Genomic DNA, 17,083 nt, shown 5'->3' on the forward strand with positions numbered 1-17,083 from the left:
CGGCACAGCTCCGGCCCGAGATTTTCGGGCTCCATATTGTCGATCTCTTCCTGACTGCCCGCGCGGTTCATGTACCGTTTGACAATTTGCTGATCCATCTTCGACTTCAGGACGAGGCCCGGACGCACGACAATGGCCTGAATATTGTGGTTGAACAGCACGGCGACCAAAGCGTCTTCGAGACTTGGAACAACCAGCGCTTCGTAGACGAAGGGGTCTTCAGGACGCCGCATGCGGTTGACGTTCTGGCGCAGCCACCGCTCTTGGTACTCGTTCACGCTGTCCACGATAAGCACTTCGAAATACGGTTTGGTCAGGGCTCTTGCCTCGGGCGACAAGAGCGCTTCATCATCCAACTCCTCAGCTTCGATGCTGTCATGCTCCAGCGGAATGTGACGCCGTCTGTACGCGCCTGTGGTCAGGGCGCGTGTGACCCTTCCGACGGAAAACGCCAACTCATCGAAAGCATCATGCTCCAGCTGCCGGCGCATGTGGTCAAAAGCGGCCATGCCCGGAAAGGCCCAATACGGTTCCAGAATAGCCAAAGAGTCAAAAAGTGCATTGACCTTTTCACGAAGCCCGCTTGCCTGCTTGCCATTAGGCGCGCGCGCAAGGGCACCTGTTGCCTCGCGAAGTGAGCTCCACCTGTCAGAACGTAGTTGGATCGCCGAAGCATAGTCGTTTATCGCATGCATCCGTCTGTCTCCCCTAATTCGCGGTCAGGACAAAAGCATGCATTCGATACTCTCGTCCGCGATCAACCGCTGGATTGTTTGTTCAGGCCAGTTGTATCTGGCTCTGCTTCCCTGCTCTGAGGCAAGGATTCGTTGCTTTCAGTCTGCGACGCTTGTCCTTTGAAAGCCACCGGGTCGCGTTCGTCAGCCGGTGGAACATCGACGTGAAGCCCCGCGCGAGTACCCTGTTGAGGGATCTCCAAAGGACCCAACGTTTTGAGATACGCATCAGTTCCGCTGTCTCGATCGTATACTGAAAAATCAACCGAGCGGTCGCGGAAGCTCTTGAGAACCTGGCCCAAGCCCTTCATCCCCGTCTCGCGCTGACGACGCACCATCGACAAGTCGATTTCAATCGGGAACATATCCTCTTGCCCCGCAGACTGGTGCAACACATGTGCTGATGGGTCGATAACGCAGGATTTCCCCACGCCACCGGCGCCAAGGCCGTTCACATCAAAGACATAGCACTGAAACTGTGCCGCCGTGGCACGCGCGATAGACAGTTCTGCGTCACGATCCGTGGTGCCGGTCAGGACCGGGTGCAACAAGACTTCAACACCCTGAGCGGTCAGTTGCCGCGTCGTTTCCGGGAACCAGATGTCATAGCAAATGGATAGTCCGAACCGTCCTACCTCGGGAACATCAAACACACAAAAATCTGTGCCCGCAGCGATGCCGGCTTCGTAAGGCCGGAATGGGAACATTTTTGAATAGCGGCGAATAATCTCGCCTTCGGGATTGATGACAACCGACGTGTTGAAAATCAGGCCGGTTTCCGGATCGCGCAGGAACATTGACCCCGGTATCAGCCAGACCCTGTGTTTGCGTGCGGCCTTGCAGAACGTGTCGAGCGCCTCGTTCTGTGGTGCCTGAGCAAAACGGTCGAGCGGGCCGTAAGGCGCGAGCTCTGAAAAAAGCACCATCTGTGTCCACGGAAACCGTGCCATCAGGACATCAAGCCGCTGAATCATTCCTTCGACGTTTGAATGCAGGGCATTCACATACATCTGGACACCAGCGATTGCGAAAGGGGTCATGTCTGAAATCTCCACCGCGACAGCAGGCGCCGTTCGGCGCCGAAATTGGCTGCGCGCTGGTCAGTGAATACGCCTCTCGGTACCGGTTGGAAACCGCAACCCAGCACATTTTGCCAATTTTTCTGACAGATCGGCTGCTTTTTACGCATGGTAATCACGCGGCGCGTCGGGCGCAGGGGTGTTAATTAAAATAAACATCGCGCCGCGCAGAATTCTGCGCAAAGACCAAATCGAACTCGAATATTCGCCGCGCCGCAAGTCAGGCTGCACTGTAGTCCGCATCCATTGGTTTGGTGCCGGCCGACTCTCTTTCACCTGCAATCCCCTTTTGCATCAAAGCGTACGGGGGATTGGCCTACCTTTCAAGCACGTTGCCAAATACACAATTTCTCGACGAGGCTACCCTAATTCTTGATCTGATCGCTTGGATGCAACACCATACACAAAAGATTAAAATTTCGATCAATGTGCGCCGATTACAGCCGGCTGCAAAGGAAAGCCGATTTATGGATATTTTTGAACCTTTCAGACGGTACACGACAATGGCGGTTGTCTTTGGCCTGACAATTTTTTCTGCGCTGGCCGCGCTGCTCTGGACGGGATGGATGCTTATCCCTTTCGCGATCTTTGCTGGTCTCACATGGCTTGGGCTTCACGATATCCGGCAGCCCGGACACTCTATTCTGCGCAATTATCCCATCCTTGGTCATATGAGGTTCCTCTTTGAGGGTATTCGCCCGGAGATCAGGCAATACCTCATTGAATCGGATCAGGACGAAGAGCCCTTTTCCCGCGACGCGCGGTCTCTCGTCTACCAGCGCGCCAAAGGTCAGGAGGACAAACGGCCCTTCGGAACGCGCATCCGAGTCTATGACGCCGGATATTCATGGATCACTCATTCCGTCACACCGAAACACATTAAGGATTCAGATTTTCGCGTGACGGTCGGCGGACCCGATTGCGCGCAACCTTATTCGGCATCCATCTACAATATTTCTGCCATGAGTTTTGGCTCGCTGTCGGGGAATGCGATTGAAGCTTTGAACACCGGCGCAAAGATGGGGGGCTTTGCCCATGATACTGGCGAGGGATCGGTCAGCCGATATCACAAGGCGGGTGGTGGCGATTTGATCTATCAGGTCGCGTCAGGGTATTTCGGATGCCGTGCGGCTGACGGGGGTTTCGACCCAGAAAAATTCCGTGAAACTGCGACGCTGGATCAGATCAAGATGATCGAAATCAAGCTGAGCCAAGGCGCCAAACCGGGACATGGCGGCATGCTTCCTGCGTCAAAAATTACCCCTGAAATCGCCGAAGCGCGGGGGATTCCCATGGGTGTAGACTGCGTATCGCCCCCGGCCCACTCGGCGTTTTCTACTCCCTTGGAGATGATGCAGTTTATCGGACAGTTGCGCGAGTTGTCCGGGGGCAAACCCGTCGGGTTCAAATTATGCATCGGTCACCGCCGTGAGTTCATGTGCATGGTCAAAGCGATGCTGGAAACCGGGATCAAACCAGATTTTATTGTCGTCGATGGGACCGAAGGCGGCACCGGTGCGGCACCGGTCGAGTTCTCAAACCACGTGGGGATGCCACTGGTCGAGGGGCTGACTTTTGTGCACAATACGCTGCGCGGTGCGGGGCTGCGTGGTGACATCAAGATTGGCGCCGCGGGCAAGATCGTCTCGGCCTTCGACGTTGCCCGCGCTTTGGCCTTGGGCGCGGATTGGTGCAACGCGGCGCGCGGATTTATGTTTGCGATCGGCTGCATTCAGGCGCAGGCCTGCCACACGAACCACTGTCCGGTCGGGGTCGCCACCCAAGATCCCCTGCGCGCCCGCGCCCTCGATGTTCCGTCAAAGTCGGAACGCGTAGCACGGTTTCACCAGAATACGTTAAAGGCATTGGCCGAAATGACCGGTGCCGCCGGGTTGAGTCATCCGGGCGAATTCATGCCCGCGCACATGATGGTCCGGCAAGGTGACAGAGAGATGGTCGAAGCGGTGGACGCATACCCGCAGTTGCCTGAAGGTTTCCTCTTTTCAAATGATACAGAAGTGGCGCCGGATTTCAGAAAACGATGGGCGCGCGCCAGCGCAGCCAGCTTTGCACCACCCGAAACACTACACTGAAAAGGCCACCCGCACAGCGGATGGCCCCTCGTACTGTCTGCGGGTTCTTAATCAGGCGGCCAACTCTGCCACTGCGTCCGCCAGAGCCGCTTCGAAAATGGCGAGCCCTTCTTCAATGATCGCGTCAGAAGCGGTAAGCGGGACCATGATGCGCAGGGCATTGCCATGCATGCCGCAAGCCAGAAGGATCAAGCCGCGTTTCAGTGCGTGGGCGCATACAGCTTTCGTCAGTGCGGCATCTGGGGTCGCTGTATCGAAATCAGATACGAACTCGACCGCCAGCATGGCACCGAGACCGCGGATGTCCCACATCCGGTAGGGCGCGACGCGGGCACCGATCTCTGCAAAACGGTCCCGGAAATGCGCGCCCAATTCGGTTGATCGCTCACACAGCTTTTCGCTTTCGATTGCTTCAATGGCGGCGAGGGCCGCGGCACAAGCAACAGGGTTTCCGCCATAGGTCCCCCCCAATCCACCCGGATCCATCGCATCCATAACATCCGCACGGCCAATGACACCGGCAATCGGATATCCACCCGCCATCGATTTGGCGACGGTAATAAGGTCAGGCACAACGCCTGAGTGTTCGATGGCAAACATGGCGCCTGTACGGCCAAAGCCAGCCTGAATCTCATCCGCAATGAGCAAGATACCATGCGCGTCGCAAATCGTGCGCAAGGCGCGCAGCATCTCGAAGGGCACCGGCGTATAACCACCCTCACCCAACACAGGCTCAATAATGATTGCGGCGACACGATCAGGTTGCGCATCCGTCAGGAAGAGGTTTTGCAGACCGATCAAGGCATCCTCGACCGTGATGCCGTCACGCACCGACGGGAACGGTGCCCGGTAAACATCCGCGGGGAACGGGCCCACGTTCTTTTTGTATGGGCTGATCTTGCCGGTCATGCCAAGCGTTAGCAGGGTCCGTCCGTGGTAGCCGCCGGTAAAGGCAATCACGCCAGGGCGCCCTGTGGCCGCGCGAGCAATTTTCACCGCATTCTCTACCGCTTCGGCCCCTGTTGTGACCAACAGTGATTTCTTGGCAAAATCGCCGGGTGCCAAAGCATTCAGTTTCTCAGCGAGCGCCACATAGGGCTCGTAAGGAACGACCTGAAAAGAAGTATGAGTGTATTTGTCTTCCTGCGCTTTTGCCGCAGCAACCACATCCGGGTGCCGGTGCCCAGTGTTGAGAACAGCAATACCACCGGCAAAATCGATGTACCGGTTGCCTTCGACGTCCCAAAGCTCGGCGTTCTCCGCGCGCTCGGCAAAGATCGGAGCCGCTGACGCCACGCCGCGCGGCACAGCCGCGTCGCGCCGTGTCAAAAGTGCGGCATTGGTCGGCGCATCCGGGCTCGTCGCGATCACGGAAATCTTTGGTTTTTTCGCGACCCGCGACTTACGTGGTTTTTTCGCGGCTGGGGTCTTTACGGTGCTGGCCATCGAGATCATCCTATGCTGAGGTCAGAGCGTTGTTTAAAAAATCGATACGCCGTTTAATTTAATTGTCAAGCACGAGATAAGGGCACTCTGACAAGGCCTGAGGCGCGCCTGACGTATTATCGAGAAAAAATATGTGACAGCTTTGTACGCAGCCTCTAGATAATGCTGAAAAACCAACGGCTCACGCTCAGTTACAGGAATTTGCTCTTGGATATCGGCCACAGATTGCGCGCCATTCGTAAACAACGCGGATTGTCACAACGAGAGCTCGCCAGCAAAGCAGGACTGACAAATGGCACGATTTCGCTGATCGAACAGAATAAAACGAGCCCATCGGTGGCCTCCTTAAAGAGTTTGCTGGATGCGATTCCCATTTCTTTGGCGGATTTCTTTGCAACGCTCGAAGACGAAAACGCTTCCAAGTATTTCTTTAAGGCGGAAGAGTTTGTCGAGCTTGCGCCGTCTGGCGACGGCCCGGGAAGCGCACCAAAACTATCCTTGCGCCAGCTTGGGGCAGGACAAGGCAGCGCCTTGCAGGTTCTGCACGAGGTATACGCACCGGGTGCTGATACCGGTCCCGAGCTGATCAGCCACGAGGCCGAAGAAGCGGGCATCGTAATTCGAGGTCAGATCGAGATCACCGTAGAGGACGAAACAAGCACATTGGTTGCCGGAGAGGGCTATCTTTTCAATAGCCGCCTGCCCCACCGGTTCCGCAACACTGGCTCCGAGGAGTGTGAGATCATCAGTGCCTGCACACCGCCCAGCTTTTAGCACCTAACGTTTGCGGTCGTCTTTGTCTGGGTCTTCGGTTTGCGACAACACCATCAAGGCAACTGCCACAAGCGCAAGCCCGCTCGAGCCCAGTGCAAACAATTCGATCGACACGCGTCACCTCGACTAACAGAACCTCAGTCGTCACATTGCACATAAAAAGGTTCAGAAATCGTAACGATCCTTAACGCGCTCCTGTAGGGGAAAGCGCAGCGTCATTACGTGCTCGTTGTTCTCAAACTCAACCTCGACATGCCCGTTCAACTGGCGGGCAAAAGCAGAGATAAGTTGCGTCCCCAAGCCGGTTCCGTCGGTACCTGCTGCACCGGAAGTGCTGTTGGCCAGTCGAAAAGTTACTTCGTTTTCCGAAACACGCCCCATTGCGATATTCAGATATGCCCTGTCGCGCCCCGGTGGCACACCAAGATATTTCAAAGCGTTCGTCACCGCCTCAGATACCAACAGTGTCAGAGGTGCAGCATCATCTGCGTCCATTTCAAAGGAATCATAGTGCTGCTTGATATCCACTGCGCGACCGGCCGGCAGCCCGACGCGCAACAGCTGGCCAACGATTTCTTCAACCATGATGTTTGCTTCGACCCGGTCGAGCGCTTCGGACTGATAAAGGTTTTTGTGCACCGTCGCGAGGCCCAGAATGCGATCCTGCAACCGCTGTAGTACTTGTCTGGCGTCAGGTGTTTCTGCGCGCCGGATTTGCATATTCATGATCGAAGAAATGAGCTGAAGGTTGTTCTTGACCCTGTGGTGCACTTCTTTGAGCAGGATATTCTTGTCTCGCAAGTTGTCTTCCAGCGCGGCTTCGTCCCGCACAATGGATTCAGCCATGCGGACAAAGGACTGTTGAATTTCCACCAATTCTTTCGGCACACCCGGCCCCAACTTGGTCCGTGGCACACGTCTGTTGTAGGCAAAGTGGCGCATCTGCCGCCCGAGTTTGCGAATATGGCGCACGGCGAGCCGGTTCAAAGACCAAAAGGCCACGATAAGACTGGCAAGCCACATGATAACCGGCAGAAACATGCTGAGCCCCACAGCACTTGTGGCACTATGGCTCAAATCTTCGGATCGCCAGATGCTCATCGCGTAAGCGACACCCGGCACCAGCGGGACCACGGCATACACGCGATTTTGACCCGCGGCGTTGTCGGCGGCAAAGACGAAAGATTGCTGGCCCACCAGCGCTTTGAGCGCCCTGTCTTGCGGCAGATTAGCGTCAATTTCTTCTGAGGTAAGCGACGCACGCACCACATCTCCATCCGCATTGAACGTGACAATATCGACCGGCCGGGCCGTCATGGCGTCAAAGAATTCTACCGGGATACTGCTTTGCGGAATGGTCACCAAAAGATCACCAGCGAACGCACCATCAAGAAAGAAAGGTTGCCGGATCAGCACCTTTGGCCCCGCCCCAAAGGGATCATTCTCCAGCGACGACAAAGCGCGAAGAGGCTTTCTGTCAGCGTTTTCATCCGCGCTGGCGAAAAAGCTTGCTTGCTCGACCGGTCGCGAGGCGCACCGCACCGCCCCGTCCGGCGCCTGATACCCGACGAAAGAATACAGTTGAGACGCGTCTTTGTAGGCCGCCAGAAAACTGTCACATGCCTGCGGGTCACGTTTGTAGATTTGCGTAACGGCGCTCAACGCCTGCGCCGCCCCGAACGCCTCTTGATAGATTTGCCGCTCTGTGGCGCTGGCCTGTCCGGTCAGCGCCAGCAACGAGAGTTCGGAGTTAAAATTAGCCTGACGCCCGATTTCCCTTGTCTGGAAAATTGAGATCAGACCGAATGGCAGCAAGGCCAGGGTCAAAAATATCAGAATCCTGAACGCGAGACCGCGGAAGACGTCCGCATCCAAAAAACCGCCGGTCATAGCTTAAAAGCTGGCAGCATTCGAAGCCGACAGCACTGACACCGTGGCTTCATCCGTAAGCTCCAACTTTTCATCTTCGTCCAAGTCCATCAACTCCGTCAGCTTCTGACGGGCCCTGCCGATGCGGCTCTTGATCGTACCGACTGCAACACCACACATATCAGCGGCTTCTTCGTAAGAAAACCCGGACGCCCCAACCAACAGCAAAGCTTCACGCTGTTCGTCGTTAAGCTGAGCAAAAGCCACGGAAAAGTCCTTCAGTTGCAAGCGGCCATCATGTGCCGGTTTTTCTGCAAGGCTTTCCGTATGGATACCGTCCACATCGGCCACTTCACGTTTCATCTTGCGGCGCGAAGAGTAATAGGTGTTACGCAGGATGGTGAACAACCACGCGCGCATGTTCGTTCCGGCATCGAATTTTTCGATGTTGGTCCAAGCCTTTACGAGGGTGTCCTGCACCATATCGTCAGCCACGGAGGGATTTCTCGTGAGGCTGATGGCAAAGGCGCGCATCGCCGGCAAATGGTCAACGATTTCATCCCTGGGATCAGAGGTGCTCATTTATTCTTCACCTCACCGTCCTGTTTCTTGAGGGCATCCAACAGTTCCCGAAACCGGTCGGGTACGCCCTCCTCTACAGTCTCATCGTAAACCCGTTTCAGGTTCTCATCGATGATCTTGTCTTGTTGTCTTTTCTGCGCGCCTTGGTTCGTCATAAGGAGTAAATTTCCTAGTGAAATGTTAAAAATTCCCGACTTTCGTCTGACAAGAACGTTCTTAAAGACTATATGGTTCCCGAAAAGCACAAGAAAAGAGGGAGCCATCCGCGATGAGCTCAGTTTCAGCAGACAATGATATCAGCGCCAGCCTCGCAGAGCACTTGCCGTATGTTCGGCGATTTGCCCGTGCGATGACCGGTAGCCAGCAAAGCGGTGACAGTTTTGCGGCCGCCGCTCTAGAGGCCATTTTGATCGACCGTTCGGTACTTGATGGCGTAGATGTCAAAACCGGTGTGTTCCGGGTCCTGTTCAGGATTTGGTCAAGCGCCGGCGCTCCTGTGGACGAAGGCGAAAGCGGATTGAAGGCGCGCGCACAAAAGCACATGGCGCGCCTGACCGACAACAGCCGTGAGGCGCTGTTGCTTCATACGCTTGAGGGTTTCAGCTTTGACAAAGTGGCGCAGATCATCGGCATCGATCAGGACGAAGCGCAAGCGCTGGTCAGCATTGCGCGTCAGGAGCTGGCGGACGCAGTTTCCGGTTCAGTAATGATCATCGAAGACGAAGCGATCATTGCAATGGATCTCGAAACCATCGTGTCTGACATGGGGCATCGCGTGACGGGGATTGCCCGAACCCGAGACGAGGCGGTTGCCTTGGCAAAGGCCGACGCTCCGGATCTCGTACTCGCGGATATTCAACTGGCAGACAACTCGTCCGGTATTGATGCGGTCAACGACATCCTTTCGGATATGGGTGATCGGCCAGTGATCTTTATTACTGCTTTCCCCGAACGTCTTCTGACCGGCGAAAAGCATGAACCAGCGTTTTTGATTTCCAAACCCTACGCAGAAGATCAGGTCGTCTCTGCGGTCAGCCAGGCGATGTTCTTCTCGTCGACAGAAACACTACGCACCTGACGCACAGAAAAATGCCCCTATGCGTTGGCATAGGGGCAGCACTCTGCAACGAAACACTATTTAACTCTGTTACGATTTGGCGATCGACCGCAGCATCCACGACGCCTTCTCGTGGAACGCAGCCCGTTCAGTGGCCAAATCCTCAGTCACCGGGTCATGCGACTCGTCAGCGACCTTGATTACGGCGTGCATCCGGTGGGCCACTCGTGCGTGATCCTCCGCCAGTGCTTCGCACATTTCTCCCGCTGTCTTTGGGTCTTCGCTATCTTCGACAATCGAATTCGACACGATGCTGCTCAGTGTCGACGGAGCCAACTGGCCCAACGCACGGATGCGCTCTGCGATCTCATCGGCGGCATCAAACATGTTTTTGTAATGCTCTTCGGTCAAATTGTGCACCGAGAAAAACATCGGACCTTCAACGTTCCAATGGATCGCGTGCGTCTTGAAAATAAGACGGTAGGTGTCGGCCAGCATATGCTCCAGCCCCTGCGCCATAGCATCTGTATCACGGACGCCCGTCTTGATCTCGTCTTTCGAGGGTACGACATTTAATGCACTACTCATTTTATCACTCCTTTAATCACTTGTTGCTGACTAAACGAACAACACCGGCTTATGGTTCCGGCCCAAGTGAAAGAAGTTTAGTCGAGCTAGTGTGAACTTGGTGACGTTTGCGCGTCCACGATGTTCTGGTCGTCAACCTGTTCCAAATTGGTGACATCGCGACCGCCATCTGTCGGCTGCAATGCCGCGTGGCGCGGCCCGCCAAGCTCTGGCAAACGCGCTTCAAGCTCGGCATTCAAAGCGGCACCAAGAAGTACCAGGAACGACGTTATCCATAACCAGATCAACATCGCAATCACCGCGCCGATAGAGCCGTAAACTTCGTTGTAGTTGCCGAAGCGGGCGACATAGTATGAAAATGCGATGGAAACACACGCCCAGGAAAATGCGGCAAAAATCGCGCCGAGCGTCAGGAATTGCGTGCGCGTGGGGCGACGGTTTGGTCCAAATCGGTAAAGCATCCCGATCCCCGCAAAGACAACGGAAATGGCGATGACCCAACGCAGCACTTCTGCAATGATAGAAGCTGTACTTCCCAACGGAAACAAGGCCAGCACGACCGGAGCCACCACCAGCGCCAGGAGCGCGACGACGGTCACACCGACGAGGCTGACAGTAAGAAGCAGCGCGCGCGCGTAATGTCTCCACGTTGCTCGGGCTTGGGTGCCATACACCTCGTTCATGCCCTGCATCAGCGCCGCTACTCCGGCCCGTGCCGACCACAAGGCAACGGCGACAGACACAAGTCCGGCCCACCCTAAAGTGTCCGAACTTGTACTGACCAACCCTACGATTTGAGCGTTCAGAATATTATAGACGTCTTCCGGCATCAGGCCGCGCAGTTCTTCGAGTTGTGCAACGACGACGGCAGGGTCTGCGATCAGACTGAGAATGGCAATCAGTGCCGCCAGCCCCGGAAAAACGGACAGCATAGCAAAAAAGGCGACGCCGGCAGAAATCAGGCCAAGCTTGTTCCGTCCAATCTGGCGGGCGGCCGCAATAATAGAGTCTTTATAAATGCCAGCTTTACCCCGTGCCCCAATCATCACCCGCAAATCCTTCGCTCAAACCGACAAACCAGTGTCCGATTTGAGCATAAAGAGGGATCGGTAGATCGCAAGAGTTGCCAACCGTCACGCGGGGTCTCAGAGGTCCAGTTCGTCGCGAACCTGTCCCCATGCCATCAGCGTGAAGATTGCCGTACCGCCAATGATGTTGCCCGCCAGTACGGGCAGGAAGAAGCCTGTCGAAGCGGCGACAAAATCCAGCTCGCCCATCAGCATCAGGACCGCCATTTCAACCGATCCAGCCACAATGTGCGTAAAATCGCCTGCGGCAATCAACCATGTAAACGCCATGATAATAAAGAACTTGGCCGCTTCTGCCTGTGGCAGCATCCATACTATCAGCGCGACGATAACGCCCGCAGGAATGCCGCGCCAAAAGCTGTCTGACGCGCCCATGCCGGTGGCATGATAGGACAATTCAACCACCGAATTGAAAATTTCAGCAGGTATCGCCGGGGTGAATACATAGATCCCCGCAATTGCAAAAGCGCCCACAACATTTGCACTCAACACCACGAACCAGAGCCGAAGCATGGACACCAAACAGCGCAGCGAACGCTGGTTCATCACCGGCAGAACGGTCGTGATCGTGTTTTCGGTAAAGAGCTGCATACGGCCCAAGATCACCGCAAGAAAACCAAAGGAATACCCAATATTTTCAATGATGTAACGCGACGGGGTATCCGGCAAATGCGTACGAAAAATCGCTTCTCCCAGCACGCTCAGACTGATCATGAAACCCGCAGCAATGCCTGACCATATCAAAGACCGCAGCGGGCGCTCCATTTCTTCGATCCCTTCAAGGCGGATCACTTCGTAGATTTCCTTGGGCGCCAAAGCCGACGCGTCTTCGACGACCTTCTTTTCTTTATTTTTTACCGAGGTGTGTGCGTTCACGGTTTTCTCCAAATACTGCGCCGGGATGGCGACGGTTCTTGACGAGAACCCCAAAGCAGCCCAATCAGTTCCCACAAACTGTTTTTCAGGGATTGTTCTATGTCTGCCTTTCCGCCCGCATTAATGGCGCAAATCCGAAACCGGTTTGCTCATGTGGATCACTGCCCCTTCCAAGGCGATCGCATTTTCTTTGAAAACGCTGGCGGCGCATTAACCCTGAAATCAGTGGTCGAGACCTCTGCCACATATGCTGCCATTCCGGATAACCAGGGCCGCGACAACCCCGCCGCCAAGGCGATGGGAGAGATCATAGCCAAAGCGAAAGACGACATGCGCGTTTTCTTCAACGCAGACGGCGGTCAGTTTTTCGTCGGTGAGAGCGGCACCGAACTGATCTTTCGCCTTGTGCGCACGGCAATCACCGGTGGCAAGGGAGGTGCGATCATAGGATCAACAGTCGAGCATCCTGCGTCCCGCTCTGCGACCGCCCATTGGGCGGAAAAAACCGGGACACCATATATCTTGGTCGCTCATGATGATGCGACTGGTTCGGTCAGCCCGCAAGACTATGCCGCGCACCTAACGCCTGAGGTGCGGGTCGCAACAATACTGCACACTTCACCCGTAACCGGCATCGCCAATGATGTGGCTGGCATCGCCGCGGCAATTCGTGCCGTAGCACCCGACGCCTTTATTATTGTCGACGGTATTCAGCATGCCAGCCACGGGCATATCGACATCGCCAGCTACGACATCGATGGCTACGTGGTATCACCGTACAAGGTTTTCTCCCGCCACGGTTACGGCGTGGCGTGGGTGTCTGACCGTATGACTGCGCTCATACCCGAGCAACTCAAAGACGGGCCTGCGCAAAACTGGGAGATGGGCACCCGAGACGCCGGCGCCTATGCAACATTTTCAGATGTCGTTGCATACATGCAGTGGTTGGGAACTCAGGTCAGCGACGCGGACGCGCCACGCGCCCAGATAGAGGCAGCCGGCGCAGCCATCGGTGAACATGAGGCAGCACTCACCGATGCCATGCTGAATGGTATCGATAACCTCGCCGGACTGGCCGAGTTACCGGGTGTCACCATTTTGGCAGGACGCCAAAACGCTGCCCGCGAAGGATTGGTCTGCTTTGCACTGGACACCCTGCCCGCGTCAAAGATTGTTGCAGCGTTGAATGAACGCGGCATACGCACGCACATCCGCAAAGACGACCATTACTCGGGTAACATTCTCACGCCTTTGTCCCTCAGGGGCGCGGTACGCGTGTCGACTTGTCACTACAACACACTGGATGAGGTCAAAGCATTGCTGGCGGCGATGGCGGAAATATCATCCGCGTCTTAGGCGGGTGCCCCCACGCCTCCGCTTGCCAATCGCAGCACAAAGGCCAACACTGCGTTTATGACTTCTGCTCTGGATACAGCTATCGACGCACGACGCGATGATCTCATTGCGCTGACCCAAGACCTCATCCGCATTCCGACACTAAACCCGCCTGGTCAAGATTACCGCCGCATTTGCGAATTTCTTGATCATCGCCTCACCACCAGCGGTTTTGAGACGCAACTGATCCGCGCCGTCGGCACGCCCGGCGACAGCGACAGGTTCCCCCGGTGGAATATCATCGCGCGCCGAGAAGGTAACAGCACCGGAGAATGCGTTCATTTCAACAGTCATACGGATGTTGTCGAAGTCGGGCACGGTTGGACCAGAGACCCTTTCGGCGGCACGCTGGAAGATGGCAAAATCTATGGGCGCGGTGCCTGCGACATGAAAGGCGGGCTTGCCGCCTCCATTATCGCGGCAGAGGCTTTCGTCGCGACGCATCCGACATATGCCGGTGCGATTGAAATCTCTGGTACGGCTGACGAAGAGTCTGGAGGCTACGGAGGTGTCGCCTTTCTGGCGGAGCAAGGGTTTTTCGATCCCGCGCGGGTCCAACATGTCATAATACCCGAACCGCTGAACAAGGATCGCATCTGTCTGGGGCATCGCGGCGGTTGGTGGGCAGAAATCGAAACCAAGGGCGAGATCGCGCACGGGGCCATGCCATTTCTCGGCGATTGTGCCGTGCGCCATATGGGCGCTGTACTACAGGCTTTCGAGGACAAGCTTTTTCCGGCAATGGCAGCCCGTCACACCGAGATGCCTGTGGTGCCTGATGGTGCGCGCCAGTCCACGATGAACATAAACTCGATACACGGCGGGCAACCAGACCAGGCACCGGATGATACGAGCCTGCCTGCACACTGTGTCCCCGACAGTTGCCGGATTGTCATAGACAGGCGCTTTCTGATGGAAGAGTCGCTGGAGCGGGTCCGCGAAGAAGTCACCGAATTGCTCGATGCATTGAAAGCGTCGCGGCCTGATTTCCGCTACACGCTGACCGAGATTAATAGCGTGCTACCGTCGATGACTGACCGGGATGCACCGATTGTTCGCACCGTTGCGCAGGCAATCGAAAGCGTGATCGGTAAAGCACCCGAGTATGTCGCCTCGCCGGGGACCTACGACCAAAAGCACATCGACCGAATTGGCAAGCTGAAAAACTGCATCGCTTACGGTCCCGGTATTCTCGAACTCGCGCACAAACCGGATGAATACGTCGGGGTGCAGGATATGATTGACAGCGCGAAGGTCATGGGCATGTCCTTGCAGCACTTACTGCTCCAGCCACAATAAAATAGCTATCTAAAACAGACACATATCGATTTTGGTGCGACAATCTGTCAACCTGCTCTATGTATCGGTTCATGACGCGATAACCGGAGTAAGACCGATGGAAGCGCTGATACCAACGCTGATAATAGTCAATCTCATGCTGGCCACAGCTCTCTTTGTTGCCAAGGTCATGAGGATGGACAGGGACTATACCCGCCAGATACGAGAGCAGCAGGCTTTCAAGGATCACTTCCGCGACGACCGGTAGAACCGGCCCATCGGTTTTAGATCGCAAGGCGGGGTCAGGCAGGCACGTCTATGTTGTCGATCAACCGAACGCCAGCCAGCCATGCCGCCGCTAGCAACCGCGCCGGTTCGGTTGGCTTATCCAGCAGATCAAGCCGCGCACACGAACGCAATTCAAAGTAATCAACCTCGGTAAACCCTGCCGCCAGAATGCGCGCGACCGCGGTATCCTTGATCGCAGAAAAAGAGGCGCCACCTGCCAGTTCGGCGGCAACTTCTTCCATGATGTCGTTCAGGCGGGGCGCCTTGACGCGCGCCCGATCCGACAGCAACAGGTTTCGAGAAGACATCGCCAGCCCGTCTTCCTCTCGGATCGTCGGGCATCCGACCACGTCGACACCCAGATCCAGATCCTTCGACAACCGCCGGACCACCATGAGTTGCTGAAAGTCTTTTTCCCCAAAGTAGGCCCTGTCGGCTGATGTCTGCGTGAAAAGCTTTGTCACAACTGTCGCAACACCGTCAAAGTGGCCGGGACGGTGCGCACCGCAAAGCACGTCCGTCATGCCCGTAACCGATACATTGGTCGAAAAGCCTTCGGGATAGATCTGATCGACTTCGGGCGCGTAGATCGCGTCGATTTCAAATCTTTGCAGCTTGCGCGCATCTTCCGCCTCGCTCCGAGGGTAATTATCCAAATCCGACGCCTGATTGAACTGCTTTGGATTGACGAAAATCGTGACGATCACGCGATCACAACCCGCTTTGGCAGCAGCCACAAGACTGAGATGGCCCTCATGCAAGGCCCCCATGGTAGGAACTACCCCTATGGTCTCGCCCGCCATGTGCCAGCCATGCGTCATCGCGCGCAGATCTTTCAAAGTTCGAATGATCGGCGGTGTCATTTTTTGCTGCCCGTTGCAGGGGCTGCGTCTGCAAATACATGCTCAGGGCCCGGAAAACGACGCGCGCGCACATCTTCGGCATAAGCTGATATGGCGGCATCCCCTTTTTGCCCCAGTTCGGCATACCGTTTCACGAACTTCGCCTTGAAAGCGGTGAACAGCCCCAGCATGTCGTCTACGACGAGGATCTGACCATCGCACCCGGGCGATGCACCAATACCAATCGTCGGAATGTCGATCTCTTCGGTGATCTTGTCCGCCAGAGACGCCGGCACTTTTTCCAACACGACCGAAAAGGCCCCCGCCCCAGCCACGGCGCGGGCATCCTGCATCATCTCGTCGGCTGCCGCACCGCGCCCCTGCACGGTGTAACCGCCCAGTGTATTGATCGACTGCGGTGTCAGGCCAATGTGCGCCATGACAGGTATTCCGCGTTTGACCAGAAAATCGATTGTTGGGGCCATGTGCTGGCCACCTTCCAGCTTGACCGCCCCTGCGCCGGTTTCGCGCATGAGCCGTGCCGCGCTATCAAAGGCTTGCTCCGGGCTCTGTTCATAGCTGCCAAACGGCATATCGATGACCATCATTGCCTGATCAAGACCGCGCGCGACCGCCTGCCCGTGCATGATCATCATCTCCATGGTCACACCCAAGGTCGAAGGCAAACCATGCAAGACCATACCGACACTGTCGCCGACCAGAACAAAGTCGCAATGAGCATCCATCATCTGCGCCATCGGTGTCGTGTAAGCAGTCAGGCTCACCAAAGGGGTCCCGCCTTTGCGGGCCTTGATGTCCACCGGCATAGGCGCTCTCTTTTTGGCCGTCGCACTCATCCGTTTAGTCTCCCGCAGAAATCGATCCTTGATTAACAAGCCGGCGCAGCGAAATCCATCGCAAAGCGCCGGACCGTGACGGAACGGCACGGGGGTTTGAAAGAGAATCAAATTCGAATGACAAAACCGCCGCTGTCGGGAATCCCCAAGGTTTTACCGAGACGATGGTCAGATTGCGCGCGTTTGAACTCTGTATATTACCCAATGCTGCACCTGCGCGGTTTCTCTCGTCAAACC

At 55.9% G+C, this 17,083-nt stretch carries 16 protein-coding genes and 1 pseudogene; 6 read left to right on the forward strand and 11 right to left on the reverse strand.

Annotated features, from left to right (window positions below):
* Window positions 1–695, reverse strand: a pseudogene (locus AC2D8V_RS19045) (ornithine decarboxylase); the annotation flags it as partial.
* Window positions 696–757: 62 nt separating this feature from the next.
* Window positions 758–1,774: a carbon-nitrogen hydrolase family protein gene (locus AC2D8V_RS19050; protein WP_484735186.1), complete on the reverse strand. Its 1,017-nt coding sequence runs from the start codon at window positions 1,772–1,774 to the stop codon at window positions 758–760.
* Between the two features lie 506 nt (window positions 1,775–2,280).
* Here AC2D8V_RS19050 and AC2D8V_RS19055 point away from each other — a divergent pair.
* Window positions 2,281–3,906: an FMN-binding glutamate synthase family protein gene (locus AC2D8V_RS19055; protein WP_484735187.1), complete on the forward strand. Its 1,626-nt coding sequence runs from the start codon at window positions 2,281–2,283 to the stop codon at window positions 3,904–3,906.
* A 51-nt stretch (window positions 3,907–3,957) separates the two neighbouring features.
* On the opposite strand, the gene gabT is transcribed toward AC2D8V_RS19055, so the two are convergent.
* Complete coding sequence (gabT, locus tag AC2D8V_RS19060; protein WP_484735188.1) at window positions 3,958–5,352, reverse strand: 4-aminobutyrate--2-oxoglutarate transaminase; 1,395 nt, start codon at window positions 5,350–5,352, stop codon at window positions 3,958–3,960.
* A gap of 207 nt (window positions 5,353–5,559) precedes the next feature.
* On the opposite strand from gabT, the gene AC2D8V_RS19065 reads away from it, so the two are divergent.
* Window positions 5,560–6,126, forward strand: coding sequence for a cupin domain-containing protein (locus tag AC2D8V_RS19065; protein ID WP_484735189.1), 567 nt, complete (start codon window positions 5,560–5,562; stop codon window positions 6,124–6,126).
* A gap of 165 nt (window positions 6,127–6,291) precedes the next feature.
* Here AC2D8V_RS19065 and AC2D8V_RS19070 read toward each other — a convergent pair whose 3' ends face one another.
* From AC2D8V_RS19070 to AC2D8V_RS19080, 3 genes are read right to left on the reverse strand one after another with little or no spacing between them, the layout of a single operon-like run.
* Entirely contained in the window at window positions 6,292–8,016 is a 1,725-nt protein-coding gene (locus AC2D8V_RS19070) for a sensor histidine kinase (RefSeq protein WP_484735190.1), read from the reverse strand.
* A gap of 3 nt (window positions 8,017–8,019) precedes the next feature.
* Complete coding sequence (locus AC2D8V_RS19075; protein ID WP_484735191.1) at window positions 8,020–8,577, reverse strand: RNA polymerase sigma factor; 558 nt, start codon at window positions 8,575–8,577, stop codon at window positions 8,020–8,022.
* A complete protein-coding gene (locus tag AC2D8V_RS19080; RefSeq protein WP_484735192.1) occupies window positions 8,574–8,732 on the reverse strand; it encodes a NepR family anti-sigma factor in 159 nt (52 codons plus the stop codon). The genes AC2D8V_RS19075 and AC2D8V_RS19080 overlap by 4 nt, the downstream gene beginning before the upstream one ends.
* A 113-nt stretch (window positions 8,733–8,845) precedes the next feature.
* Between AC2D8V_RS19080 and AC2D8V_RS19085 the strand changes: the two genes are divergently transcribed.
* Window positions 8,846–9,655, forward strand: coding sequence for a response regulator (locus tag AC2D8V_RS19085; RefSeq protein ID WP_484735193.1), 810 nt, complete (start codon window positions 8,846–8,848; stop codon window positions 9,653–9,655).
* Window positions 9,656–9,724: 69 nt separating this feature from the next.
* Here AC2D8V_RS19085 and AC2D8V_RS19090 read toward each other — a convergent pair whose 3' ends face one another.
* From AC2D8V_RS19090 to AC2D8V_RS19100, 3 genes are all read right to left on the reverse strand, one after another.
* A complete protein-coding gene (locus AC2D8V_RS19090) occupies window positions 9,725–10,222 on the reverse strand; it encodes a Dps family protein (RefSeq protein ID WP_484735194.1) in 498 nt (165 codons plus the stop codon).
* An 86-nt stretch (window positions 10,223–10,308) separates the two neighbouring features.
* A complete protein-coding gene (locus AC2D8V_RS19095) occupies window positions 10,309–11,268 on the reverse strand; it encodes a YihY/virulence factor BrkB family protein (protein ID WP_484735195.1) in 960 nt (319 codons plus the stop codon).
* 99 nt (window positions 11,269–11,367) lie between these two features.
* Window positions 11,368–12,186 (reverse strand): formate/nitrite transporter family protein, encoded by an 819-nt coding sequence (locus tag AC2D8V_RS19100; RefSeq protein ID WP_484735196.1) that lies wholly within the window; start codon window positions 12,184–12,186, stop codon window positions 11,368–11,370.
* Window positions 12,187–12,285: 99 nt separating this feature from the next.
* On the opposite strand from AC2D8V_RS19100, the gene AC2D8V_RS19105 reads away from it, so the two are divergent.
* The 3 genes from AC2D8V_RS19105 (at window position 12,286) to AC2D8V_RS19115 (ending at window position 15,127) form a co-directional block, all read left to right on the forward strand.
* Entirely contained in the window at window positions 12,286–13,542 is a 1,257-nt protein-coding gene (locus AC2D8V_RS19105) for an aminotransferase class V-fold PLP-dependent enzyme (protein WP_484735197.1), read from the forward strand.
* A 57-nt stretch (window positions 13,543–13,599) separates the two neighbouring features.
* Complete coding sequence (locus AC2D8V_RS19110) at window positions 13,600–14,880, forward strand: acetylornithine deacetylase/succinyl-diaminopimelate desuccinylase family protein (protein WP_484735198.1); 1,281 nt, start codon at window positions 13,600–13,602, stop codon at window positions 14,878–14,880.
* Between the two features lie 97 nt (window positions 14,881–14,977).
* The gene (locus AC2D8V_RS19115) at window positions 14,978–15,127 is read left to right on the forward strand and encodes a hypothetical protein (RefSeq protein WP_484735199.1); all 150 of its coding nucleotides are present in this window, start codon (window positions 14,978–14,980) and stop codon (window positions 15,125–15,127) included.
* Window positions 15,128–15,161: 34 nt separating this feature from the next.
* Here the strand turns inward: AC2D8V_RS19115 and panC are convergent, their stop codons facing one another.
* Both panC and panB read right to left on the reverse strand, forming a co-directional pair.
* Window positions 15,162–16,010, reverse strand: coding sequence for a pantoate--beta-alanine ligase (panC, locus tag AC2D8V_RS19120; RefSeq protein WP_484735200.1), 849 nt, complete (start codon window positions 16,008–16,010; stop codon window positions 15,162–15,164).
* Window positions 16,007–16,846: a 3-methyl-2-oxobutanoate hydroxymethyltransferase gene (panB, locus tag AC2D8V_RS19125; RefSeq protein ID WP_484735201.1), complete on the reverse strand. Its 840-nt coding sequence runs from the start codon at window positions 16,844–16,846 to the stop codon at window positions 16,007–16,009. Before panB ends, panC begins: the two co-directional genes overlap by 4 nt.
* Window positions 16,847–17,083: the final 237 nt, after the last annotated feature.

This window comes from Roseobacter sp. YIN89, from assembly GCF_057219365.1.

Bases quoted from the DNA above. Each gene is read 5' to 3' on its own strand.
- AC2D8V_RS19115 (WP_484735199.1), top strand. From the start codon at position 14,978: ATGGAAGCGCTGATACCAACGCTGATAATAGTCAATCTCATGCTGGCC.
- AC2D8V_RS19105 (WP_484735197.1), top strand. From the start codon at position 12,286: ATGTCTGCCTTTCCGCCCGCATTAATGGCGCAAATCCGAAACCGGTTT.
- AC2D8V_RS19070 (WP_484735190.1), bottom strand. From the start codon at position 8,016: ATGACCGGCGGTTTTTTGGATGCGGACGTCTTCCGCGGTCTCGCGTTC.
- AC2D8V_RS19075 (WP_484735191.1), bottom strand. From the start codon at position 8,577: ATGAGCACCTCTGATCCCAGGGATGAAATCGTTGACCATTTGCCGGCG.
- panC (WP_484735200.1), bottom strand. From the start codon at position 16,010: ATGACACCGCCGATCATTCGAACTTTGAAAGATCTGCGCGCGATGACG.
- AC2D8V_RS19110 (WP_484735198.1), top strand. From the start codon at position 13,600: ATGACTTCTGCTCTGGATACAGCTATCGACGCACGACGCGATGATCTC.
- AC2D8V_RS19090 (WP_484735194.1), bottom strand. From the start codon at position 10,222: ATGAGTAGTGCATTAAATGTCGTACCCTCGAAAGACGAGATCAAGACG.
- AC2D8V_RS19055 (WP_484735187.1), top strand. From the start codon at position 2,281: ATGGATATTTTTGAACCTTTCAGACGGTACACGACAATGGCGGTTGTC.
- AC2D8V_RS19080 (WP_484735192.1), bottom strand. From the start codon at position 8,732: ATGACGAACCAAGGCGCGCAGAAAAGACAACAAGACAAGATCATCGAT.
- gabT (WP_484735188.1), bottom strand. From the start codon at position 5,352: ATGGCCAGCACCGTAAAGACCCCAGCCGCGAAAAAACCACGTAAGTCG.
- AC2D8V_RS19085 (WP_484735193.1), top strand. From the start codon at position 8,846: ATGAGCTCAGTTTCAGCAGACAATGATATCAGCGCCAGCCTCGCAGAG.
- AC2D8V_RS19050 (WP_484735186.1), bottom strand. From the start codon at position 1,774: ATGACCCCTTTCGCAATCGCTGGTGTCCAGATGTATGTGAATGCCCTG.
- panB (WP_484735201.1), bottom strand. From the start codon at position 16,846: ATGAGTGCGACGGCCAAAAAGAGAGCGCCTATGCCGGTGGACATCAAG.
- AC2D8V_RS19095 (WP_484735195.1), bottom strand. From the start codon at position 11,268: ATGATTGGGGCACGGGGTAAAGCTGGCATTTATAAAGACTCTATTATT.